Source organism: Intrasporangium sp. (assembly GCF_036566125.1).
Classification (GTDB): Bacteria; Actinomycetota; Actinomycetes; order Actinomycetales; family Dermatophilaceae; genus Intrasporangium.
On the sequence record NZ_DATCWX010000097.1, the window covers coordinates 1 to 9,547 of the forward strand.

The following is a 9,547-nucleotide window of genomic DNA, read 5'->3' on the forward strand; positions in this document are numbered from 1 at the left end:
GCGGCTCCAGGTCGGCCGGACGGATGGCTATCGGGAAGGGACGCTCAGTCTCGAAGGTCTCGTCGCCGGACACGTAGGCGACCTCGACGAAGCGACCGTGCTCGAGGTGCCATGCGGTCAGAGTCAGTTGGTCGGGATCGATGCACCAGTAAGCCTCACAACCTGCAGCCTCGAGGCGGTCTCCCTTGAGCATGAGGTCGAAGCGGCGGGTGCTCGGCGACAGGATCTCGACAGCGAGCAGTGGCGCGCGGGGCAGCTCCTTGGCCGTGAAGTCGCGCGTAGCCGCGACGAGGAGATCGGGCTGGAGCTCCGTGTCCTCAGCGAGGGCGACCGCCAACGGAGCAAAGAGCACGGTCAGTCCGGCCGTTCCCATGGTGCCTCCTTGCTCCCATGCCGACCAGCCTGCCGAACTCGGGATACTCAAGGGCGAGCGCGGAAGGGCTGGGCGGAGGCTTGCGCTGGAAGCAAGCTCAGCGGCATACCTCCCGTGGTGGAAGAACGCAGAGCCCGTTGTCGGTGCCCGGCGTTTCGGGTGGCGCGCAGCCCACGAACAGGTAGGTTGTGACGGCACCGACTGCCCAAGGGTCGAGCTTGACGGCATGTGGACTTCCACTGGTGCGCTTGGACGGAATTGGGTAGGAACGTCCTGTCCGACCCGACCGCCGAGCGCGACACGTGCGGGCGGCCGTGGCGACCGGTGCCATCGGGGGTGCCGAAAGGCGCCGAAGTGACACGGAGTAAGGGGAAGAACTCTCATGACGACAACCATTGGCATGCGCCGACGGACTGTCTCGCTCATCACGGCCGCAGCGTTTGCGGGGTCAGGGGCCTTCGTGCTCGCGACGGGGCCGTCGGCTAGCGCGACTCCGGGCGATCCTCACAAGGTCTGGGTCTGCAAGTACATCCACAAGCCTGGCGGGGACGAGATCCTCAAGGGCGGCAAGAACCCGATCTTTGTCGACTGGGCCTCGATCACCGGCAAGCCGGACGCCCCGACTGTGGGCGCGACGTTCTCTGATGGCCAGTTCAAGTCCGTCGTTGTCCAGATCGGTGGTGAAGACCCTGGCGTCGAGGCGTGTGAGGTGGAGACACCGCCGACCACGACGACCACGAAGCCGCCGACGGAGACCACGCCGCCGCCGACCACCACCACGAAGCCGACGGAGACGACCCCGCCGCCGACCACCACGGCACCGCCGACCACCACCACGGCACCCCCGACCCCGACAACGGCACCGCCCACCACGACGCAGCCGGGTGGCGGCGGCGAGGTCACGCCTGGTGTCGGCGCGCCAAACACCGGTGGCGGGGGCGAGTCGAGCCCCGTCAACGGCCTCGTCGGCTCGGGCTTGCTCCTGGCCGCTGCCGGCGTCCTCGGCGCCGAGGCCCTGCGTCGCCGTCGTGAGTCGACCGAGTCCTGACAGGGCGCTGCGCTGATCTCTGACTGAGATAATGCGAATCGGCCGCCGGCCCGTGCTGGCGGCCGATTCGTTGCAGCACCCGAACCTGAATGACTCCCGTGTCACCCAAGCGCCGAACCGTCGTCTCCTACGCACTGGTGGTCGTCCTCGTGGCGATCGCAGCATGGTTCGTGCTGTCCGGGCCGGTATCGCCCCAGCCGGTCTCCGCGCCGCCAGCGGCAACGGCCGCGACGACAGCGCCGTCCAGGACTGGCCAGGCCACGGCGGGCAGGACCACCGCAGCGGGACAAACCGAGCCCACGTCACGACGCGATGGAACCTGCCTCGCAGGCGAGCCGGCCCGCCTCGTCATCCCCTCGCTCGGCGTCGACGCGCCATTCGAACAGATCGGCCTGGACCAGGCGGCGCCGCCCGACCACGAGGGCCGCCAGCCGCTTGGCAACCCGAAGGACCGCACGAAGGCCGGGTGGTACGCGGAGGGACCGCGCCCAGGCGAGGGCCGCGGCACGGTGCTGACCAATGGCCACACCTACCGGAACAACTCCGCGATCTTCAAGGAGGACTTCTCGTCCCGGATCGACACGGGCCAGCTGATCCACGTCGAGCAGGACAACGGCTCGACCTGCTCCTACCGAGTCCAGCGCGTGTGGCGCGAGGTCGGCGCGGCCGACGACTACCCTCGCATCGTCGAGTCCGAGCATCTCTACAACTTCAACGGCCCGGAGCGCCTCTTTCTCGCAACGTGCGGTGGTAGCTGGAACTCCACCGCCCAGGACTACGAGCAAATCAGCATGCTCATCGCCACCCCAGTCGGCCGCGACTGACGGCATAGGCTCGGTCCATGCCTCAGGTCAGCGCCGACGCCTTTGTGGCCGCGTCGCCGGACGTGGCGCGCGCACTCGCCGACTCCCAGCCCGTGCCCCCACTGCGCGTACCTCCGCATGTCCGGAACCTCCACGCGTCGTGGCGCTTTCACGCTGAGGGTGAGGGCACGCGTGCCATCCACGTCATCTCGTATGCCGCTGGGCTTGGTTTCGTCGCAACGCTCGCTCACGAGCCCACCCAGTGGGTGCTCCGCCGCCAGGCGGCCCGGCGCGTGGAACGGCTTGCGGACGCGGCCCGTTCGCGAGTCGAGGCTGGTTCCGGGTGATGGAGGCGCCACGCTGGATCGACGCAACAGAGATCCGTCAAGCGGTGTCTCCGGATCGCGCTCGTCGCCTGGTGCGACAGGTGCTCGCGGACGGGTTCGACCCGGCCGAGGACCCGGAGCGGCTCTCGCCGGTCGTACCCGGAGGCCAGCTGCTCATCATGCCCTCGTCGACGCCGCACGCCGTCGGGGTCAAGGCGCTGTCGGTGGCTCCCGGCAACCCCGACCGAGGGCTCGAGAGGATCCAGGCGCTGTACGTGCTCTTCGACGCGGACACGCTCGCGCCGTCCATCATCCTGGACGGCACGGCCATCACCGCGCTCCGCACGCCCGCCGTCTCGGCGGTTGCCATCGAGGCGCTCGCCCCGGCAGACGTCTCCTCCGTGGTCGTCTTCGGTAGTGGCCCGCAGGCAGTGGGTCATGTCGAGGCGATCCTCGAGATCCGGCAGCCGGACCGGGTCACGATCGTCGGACGCGGACTGGAAGCCGCCCGAGCGGCGGCCCATCAGGTGTCGGGGCTCGGCGTGACGGCGAGCGCCCTCTCCGCGGATGACGGCCACGTGGCTCAGGTGGTTGCCGATTCTGGCGTTGTCGTGACGGCGACCTCGTCGGGGAGCCCGGTCCTCGACGGTGAGTGGGTGGCCGACGGAGCCTGCGTCGTCGCGATCGGCTCACACGAACCCAACCGGCGCGAGCTCGACTCGCGTCTGGTCGGACGCTCACTCGTCGTCGTCGAGGACGTCGCCACAGCCCTTCGCGAGGCCGGAGACGTCGTCATGGCGATCGGTGAGGGAACTATGACCCCGCAGGCCCTGCATCCGATGACGCAGCTCCTCACAGGACAGGCGACGCGTGCGACAGACCGGCCGAACGTCTTCAAGAGCGTCGGCATGTCCTGGGAGGACCTCGTCATCGCCGCCGGCGCGGCCCACTGCTGACCGAGCACCGAACGGCGCGTACTGCACACTCGACGGAATGTGCGGCAGGAGCGCGCGGGAACTCAGGCGGGGAGCGAGCCCAGCGGCATACGACATCGTCGTGCCCCTCGTACCTCCGACTACCCACCCACGACGCACGTGTCGGCGCGATCTGCCGCGCTGGAGCGCCGACAACCCGGCCCGGGCGCAGTTGTCGGAGGGCCCGGCCCGGCGCGAACTGCGCTCGATCCGAGGAGTCGGGTCAGGACCTCCGTCTGCCCATGAGCCAGCCGATGACCATGCCGACCACGGCGGCGACGGCGTAGCCGGAGTACCGCTGGATCAGGACCGGCAGCACTGCCGAGCCGAGGTCGAGGGCGTCGTCCTCGGCCCCGATCGCTGGCGAGGGGCGCCGCTGGGCGGTCGCTGCCCCTGCAGCCGCCTCCACCTTGGAGCGCTCGACCCTCTCGGCAAGCGACAGCGGAGTACCCGTCTCGTGGAGCACCTCGGGGACCGCCTCGGTCACGATCTCGGGATGGCGAGCTGCTTCGGCAGCATCCTGGACCGTGGCCTCTGGCACCGGGGCAGCGGCCGGCTCGCCCCCGAGCTGCTGCTCGATGCAGGCGATGAACTGCCCGAGCAGCTTGTCGGAGACGTCCTGCATGACACCACGGCCGAACTGCGCCGGCTTGCCCGTCACGGCGAGATCGGTGACGACGTCCGCCCGGGCGCCGCTCCCGTCTGGCGTGAGCTGGATCGTCACCGTCGCACCGGCCGTGCCGTTGCCCCGCCTGTCCTTGCCCTTCGCCTCGATCACCGCCCGATGGCCCTGGTCGTCCTTGGCGACGAATGACCCGGACCCGGTGTAGAGCAGGGAGATCGGGCCCACCTTGACCTTGACCGTGCCGGAGAAGCCGTCATCGGTCACCTCGGTCACGGTTGCCCCGGGGAAGCAGCCTCCGACGCGCTCGAGGTCCATGAACAGGGCCCAAGCGTCGTCGACCGACGTCGGCACGGTGAACGAGTGCGTCAGCTCCATCCGGTGATCACCCGCCTGCTGCGGCCAGGACGGCGCGTCGGGTCAGGACCGTGGCCAAGTGCTTCCGGTAGTCCGCCGCACCGTTGAGGTCCGAGGGCGGGTTGGTGCCCTCGGTGACGCGCCCAACCGCAGCACGGACCGCCTCGTCTGTCGGCGCCTGACCCACGAGTGCCTCCTCGACCGCCTTGGCGCGCAAGGGCGTCGAGCCCATGTTCGTCAGGCCGACCCGAGCCTCGGCGATCGTGCCACCGTCCACGCGGACGGCTGCGGCGACCGCGACGATTGACCACTGGTGGCTGACCCGCACGAACTTCTCGTAGTGCGAACCCCATCCGGTGTGCTTCGGGATCCGGATCTGCGTCAGCAGCTCGCCCTCACCGACAGCCGTCGTGAACAGATCCTCGAAGAAGTCGTCCGCCCCCACCGTACGGGTCGCCCCACCCGCACTGGCGATGACGAACTCAGCACCCAACGCCAGCACTGGTGCGCCTACATCACCGGCAGGGTCGGCGTGGACGAGCGCACCACCGACGGTCCCACGGTGCCTGATCTGCGGGTCGGCCACCGTCGCAATTGCCTTGGACAGCAGGCCCGCGTGAGTGGACACGACGTCGGAAGCGAGCACAGCGGCATACGGCGTCATGGCGCCGATGACGATCGTGTCACCCTCCTCGGAGATCCCAGCCAACTCGGGAATTCGGCCGAGGTCGACCACGACGCCTGGCGTGTTGAGCCGCATGCGCAGGATCGGCAACAGCGACTGCCCACCGGCCAGCACCTTGGCGTCGTCGCCGTGCTCGGCGAGGGCGGCGAGCGCGTCGGCGACGGTCGTCGGGGCCAGGTAGTCGAACGATGCGGGAATCACTGGGCACCGCCTTCCTGCTCAGGGGTGTCTTGGTTGGGCGTGCCCGCCTCGAAATGCGGCTGGGCGTCGCCCGCCGAGTCGACCTGCCGCTCCGCGCCTCCGGACTGGATGGCCCGCCAGACGCGCTCGGGCGTGCACGGCATCGGGACGTCGTGGACGCCCATCGGACGGAGGGCGTCGACGATCGAGTTGACCACGGCGGGAGTCGACGCGATCGTGCCCGCCTCGCCGACTCCCTTGGTGCCCAAGGTGTTTGTCGTGGACGGGGATACCGTCCGGTCGGTGATGAAGCTGATCGTGTCGGCGGCGGTCGGCAGGGTGTAGTCGACGAAGGAACCGGTCACCAAGGTGCCGTTCTCGTCGTACTCAGCACCCTCCCAGAGAGCCTGCGCAATGCCCTGGACGAGGCCGCCGTGGACCTGGCCCTCGGCGATGAGCGGGTTGACGACGACCCCGATGTCGTCGACACAGACGTACTTGCGCATCGTCGTCGCGCCGGTCTCCGTGTCGACCTCCATCGCGCAGAGGTGGGTGCCGTGCGGGAAGGAGAAGTTGACCGGGTCGTACGTCGCCTCGGCGTCGAGACCCGGCTCGACGTCCTCGGGCAGGTTGTGCCCCGTGAAGCACGCCGTCGAGATATCGGCCAAGGTCATGCCCTTGTCCGTGCCCCTGACGGCGAACCGGCCGCCCGAGAACTCGAGGTCCTCTTCGCTCGCCTCGAGCAGGTGTGCCGCGAAGACCTTCGCCTTGTCGATGACCTTGTCGGCCGCGAGGACGAGCGCCTCTCCGCCGACGACGAGGGAGCGCGAGCCGTAGGTGTCGAGCCCCTTGTGGCTGATCTGGGTGTCGCCGTGGAGGACTTCGACATCCTCGAACGGCACGCCGAGCCGCTCGGCGACGATCTGGCTCCACGCCGTCTCATGGCCCTGGCCGTGGGGCGAGGTGCCCGTCACGACCTCGACCTTGCCGGTTGGCAGCATGCGGATCGTCGCGTGCTCCCAGCCGCCGGCGCCATAGCTGAGCTGTCCGAGGACCCGGGACGGGGCCAAGCCGCACATCTCCGTGAAGGTGGAGACCCCGATGCCGAGCTGGACCGGGTCATTGCTCGCGCGGCGGCGCTGCTGCTCGGCCCGGAGCTCGTCGTAACCGAAGAGCTCCTTGGCGCGGGCCGTCGCGGCCTCGTAGTTGCCGGAGTCGTAGGTCATCCCCGCCACCGTGGTGAACGGGAACTCCTCGTGCTTGATCCAGTTCTTCTCACGCAGCTCGAGCGGGTCCATGCCGAGCTCGTTTGCGAGCTCGTCCATCATCCTCTCGACACCGAACGTCGCCTCCGGACGGCCGGCGCCGCGATAGGCGTCGACCCAGGTCTTGTTCGTCAGGACCGTCTGGACGGTGAACCGGTAGGCGGGGAACTTGTAGATCGAGTTGAACATCCACGCGCCGAGGACCGGGACGCCTCCGCCAACGAGCGCGACGTAGGCGCCGAGGTCGGCGAGCAGCTCGACCTTGAAGCCGGTGACGGTGCCGTCCTTCCGCGCCGACAGGGTCAGCTTCTGCCACTGGTCGCGTCCGTGGTGACCCGAGAGGAGCGACTCCGACCTGGTCTCGGAGTACTTGACGGGTTTGCCGAGCTGCCGCGCCACCGCGAAGGCGACGAACTCCTCAGGCGTGGTCTGGAGCTTGCCGCCGAAGCCGCCACCCACGTCGGGGGCGACCACGCGGATCTTGGACTCGGCGACGCCCGTGGTGAGCGCCAGCAGGAATCGGAGGATGTGCGGGATCTGCGTCGCCGACCACATCGTGATCTGCTCACCGGTCGGGTCGACGACGACGGACCGGGGCTCCATGAACGCCGGGATGAGCCGCTGCTGGCGGAACTCTCGCTCGATGACGACGCCGTCGGAGCGGGCCGCGTCGATGGCCGCGTCGACGTCGTCGCCGGTGCCGGCCTCCTGCGAGTCGAGTGTCCACAGCGCGGACCTGTTCGTGCCGAGGTCGGGGTGGACGAGCACCTCGTCCTTCATGGCCTCCTTCATGTCCAGGACTGCAGGGAGCTCCTCGAGGTCCACGTCGACGAGCTCGGCCGCGTCGCGGGCCTCGGCGGCCGATCTGGCCACGACGCAGGCCACGATCTCACCGGCGCAGGCAACCCGCTCGACCGCCATGGGGAGGTGCGTCGGGGTGACCTGGTCCGCAGTGATCGGCCACGCGTTGGCGTTGACGCCCTGGACGTCCTTGAGGTCCTCACCGGTGAACACGGCGACGACGTTGCGGGCCGCCTTGGCCTCGTCGGTGTTGATCGAGGCGATCCGCGCGTGGGCGAAGGGGCTGCGCACCATCGCGATGTGGAGCATGCCCGGGAGCGTGATGTTGTCGGTCCAGCGGGTGCGGCCGGTGATGAGGCGCTGGTCCTCCTTGCGGCGTCGCGCCCTGCCGAGCTCGGCGTTGCCGTTCCCACCGGCGACGGTGGAGGTGTCCTCGGTGATCGTCATGACGCAACCCCCTCACGGTCGGCCCCGGCTGGGACCGGCGTGCTCGACATCGCCTCGGCGCCCTGCTTCACGGCCAGGACGATGTTGTGGTAGCCGGTGCATCGGCAGAGGTTGCCCTCGAGCCCCTCGCGGATCTGCTCCTCGGTCGGGTTGGGGTTGTCGTTGAGCAGGTCGATGGCCTGCATGATCATCCCTGGCGTGCAGTAGCCGCACTGGAGCGCATGGCACTCGTGGAACGCCTGCTGCATCGGGTGCAGCTGCCCATCCACCCCCGTCGATGCCAAGCCCTCGATCGTCGTCACCTCGTGCCCGTCCGCCTGGACGGCGAGCACATTGCAGGACTTCACGCTCCGGCCGTCGAGGTGGACGGTGCAGGCCCCGCAGTTGCTCGTGTCGCAACCGACGACCGTGCCCGTCTTGCCGACGGTCTCTCTCAGGTAATGGACCAGCAAGGTCCGAGGCTCCACCTCGTCGGAGTACTCCACTCCGTCGACGGTCACGGTGATACGGGTCATGCCTTGCCCTCCTGCCACGCTGCAGATGACGGATCCCTCGAACCGCGGGGATCCACGGGGTGTCACAATGCGGAGTCTTGCCCGCCGTTGCGAAACTGACAACCCTTTGGCCCAATTCATCGCTGGGGGAAGGATGGGCCCATGACTTTCCACGCCGACGACTACCAGGCCGCACGCTCTCGCTACGACTCGATGACCTACCGCCGCTGTGGGGCGAGCGGCCTCGATCTCCCCGTCATCTCACTGGGTCTCTGGCACAACTTCGGCGACGACGTTCCCCTCGACCGACAGCGGGCCATCCTTCGGCGGGCCTTCGACCGCGGGGTGACCCACTTCGATCTTGCGAACAACTACGGCCCCCCGTACGGCTCGGCGGAGCGCAACTTCGGCGTGATCTTCGCCCAGGACTTCAAGCGGTACCGCGACGAGCTGATCCTCTCGACCAAGGCCGGTTACGACATGTGGCCCGGACCGTACGGCCAGGGCGGCGGCTCCCGGAAGTACCTCCTCTCCTCCCTCGACCAGTCGCTCGCCCGGATGGGCGTGGACTACGTCGACATCTTCTACAGCCACCGCTTCGACGACACGACGCCGCTCGAGGAGACGATGGGCGCGCTCGACACCGCCGTCCGGCAGGGCAAGGCGCTCTACGCCGGCATCTCCTCGTACTCCGCCACCCGCACGCGCGAGGCGGTCGAGATCCTCGGCGACATGGGCACACCGATGCTCATCCACCAGCCCAGCTACTCGATGCTCAACCGGTGGGTCGAGGAAGGCCTGCTCGACGTGCTCGACGACGAGGGAGTCGGCTGCATCGCCTTCTCGCCGCTGGCCCAGGGCATGCTCACCGACAAGTACCTCGGCGGGATTCCGGAGGACTCCCGGGCCGCTCAGGGCAAGTCCCTCAGCCCCGACCTGCTCACGGAGGAGTCCCTGAAGCACGTCCGGGCCCTCAACGACCTGGCCCAGTCGCGCGGGCAGTCCCTGGCCCAGCTCGCTCTGGCCTGGGCGCTGCGCGACGAGCGCGTCACCTCGGTCCTCATCGGCGCCTCGAGCGTCGAGCAGCTGGAGAACAGCCTCGGCGCCCTGGACGGGCTCGACTTCTCCACGGACGAGCTGAACCGCATCGATGAGCACGCCGTCGAGGCCGG

General features: G+C 69.0%; 10 protein-coding genes. 5 read left to right on the forward strand and 5 right to left on the reverse strand.

Features of this window, described 5'->3' with window-relative positions; all coding sequences use genetic code 11:
* A partial coding sequence (locus VIR15_RS05935; protein ID WP_331926555.1) for a Uma2 family endonuclease occupies positions 1–373 on the reverse strand: 373 nt, incomplete at its 3' end.
* Positions 374–755: 382 nt separating this feature from the next.
* Between VIR15_RS05935 and VIR15_RS05940 the strand changes: the two genes are divergently transcribed.
* The 4 genes from VIR15_RS05940 to VIR15_RS05955 all read left to right on the forward strand — a co-directional run bounded on the left by VIR15_RS05940 (position 756) and on the right by VIR15_RS05955 (position 3,506).
* Positions 756–1,421 (forward strand): hypothetical protein, encoded by a 666-nt coding sequence (locus VIR15_RS05940; RefSeq protein ID WP_331926556.1) that lies wholly within the window; start codon positions 756–758, stop codon positions 1,419–1,421.
* A gap of 98 nt (positions 1,422–1,519) precedes the next feature.
* A complete protein-coding gene (locus VIR15_RS05945) occupies positions 1,520–2,245 on the forward strand; it encodes a class F sortase (RefSeq protein ID WP_331926557.1) in 726 nt (241 codons plus the stop codon).
* A 17-nt stretch (positions 2,246–2,262) separates the two neighbouring features.
* Positions 2,263–2,571 carry a hypothetical protein gene (locus tag VIR15_RS05950; protein WP_331926558.1) on the forward strand — a complete coding sequence of 103 codons (309 nt, stop codon included), beginning with the start codon at positions 2,263–2,265 and terminating at the stop codon, positions 2,569–2,571.
* On the forward strand, positions 2,571–3,506 hold the full coding sequence (locus tag VIR15_RS05955; RefSeq protein ID WP_331926559.1) for an ornithine cyclodeaminase family protein: 936 nt from the start codon (positions 2,571–2,573) through the stop codon (positions 3,504–3,506). The genes VIR15_RS05950 and VIR15_RS05955 overlap by 1 nt, the downstream gene beginning before the upstream one ends.
* A 241-nt stretch (positions 3,507–3,747) precedes the next feature.
* Here VIR15_RS05955 and VIR15_RS05960 read toward each other — a convergent pair whose 3' ends face one another.
* Genes VIR15_RS05960 through VIR15_RS05975 form a run of 4 tightly spaced genes read right to left on the reverse strand, consistent with a single transcriptional unit; the run spans position 3,748 to position 8,396 of the window.
* Positions 3,748–4,524 carry an SRPBCC family protein gene (locus VIR15_RS05960; protein ID WP_331926560.1) on the reverse strand — a complete coding sequence of 259 codons (777 nt, stop codon included), beginning with the start codon at positions 4,522–4,524 and terminating at the stop codon, positions 3,748–3,750.
* A gap of 7 nt (positions 4,525–4,531) precedes the next feature.
* Entirely contained in the window at positions 4,532–5,389 is an 858-nt protein-coding gene (locus VIR15_RS05965; RefSeq protein ID WP_331926561.1) for an FAD binding domain-containing protein, read from the reverse strand.
* Entirely contained in the window at positions 5,386–7,881 is a 2,496-nt protein-coding gene (locus VIR15_RS05970) for a xanthine dehydrogenase family protein molybdopterin-binding subunit (RefSeq protein WP_331926562.1), read from the reverse strand. The genes VIR15_RS05965 and VIR15_RS05970 overlap by 4 nt, the downstream gene beginning before the upstream one ends.
* A complete protein-coding gene (locus tag VIR15_RS05975) occupies positions 7,878–8,396 on the reverse strand; it encodes a (2Fe-2S)-binding protein (RefSeq protein ID WP_331926563.1) in 519 nt (172 codons plus the stop codon). The genes VIR15_RS05970 and VIR15_RS05975 overlap by 4 nt, the downstream gene beginning before the upstream one ends.
* A gap of 141 nt (positions 8,397–8,537) precedes the next feature.
* On the opposite strand from VIR15_RS05975, the gene mgrA reads away from it, so the two are divergent.
* A partial coding sequence (gene mgrA, locus VIR15_RS05980; protein WP_331926564.1) for an L-glyceraldehyde 3-phosphate reductase occupies positions 8,538–9,547 on the forward strand: 1,010 nt, incomplete at its 3' end.

What these genes read in the sequence shown, in the direction of transcription:
- VIR15_RS05960 (WP_331926560.1), bottom strand. Translation starts at nt 4,524, where the DNA reads ATGGAGCTGACGCACTCGTTCACCGTGCCGACGTCGGTCGACGACGCT.
- VIR15_RS05955 (WP_331926559.1), top strand. Translation starts at nt 2,571, where the DNA reads ATGGAGGCGCCACGCTGGATCGACGCAACAGAGATCCGTCAAGCGGTG.
- VIR15_RS05975 (WP_331926563.1), bottom strand. Translation starts at nt 8,396, where the DNA reads ATGACCCGTATCACCGTGACCGTCGACGGAGTGGAGTACTCCGACGAG.
- VIR15_RS05940 (WP_331926556.1), top strand. Translation starts at nt 756, where the DNA reads ATGACGACAACCATTGGCATGCGCCGACGGACTGTCTCGCTCATCACG.
- VIR15_RS05970 (WP_331926562.1), bottom strand. Translation starts at nt 7,881, where the DNA reads ATGACGATCACCGAGGACACCTCCACCGTCGCCGGTGGGAACGGCAAC.
- VIR15_RS05950 (WP_331926558.1), top strand. Translation starts at nt 2,263, where the DNA reads ATGCCTCAGGTCAGCGCCGACGCCTTTGTGGCCGCGTCGCCGGACGTG.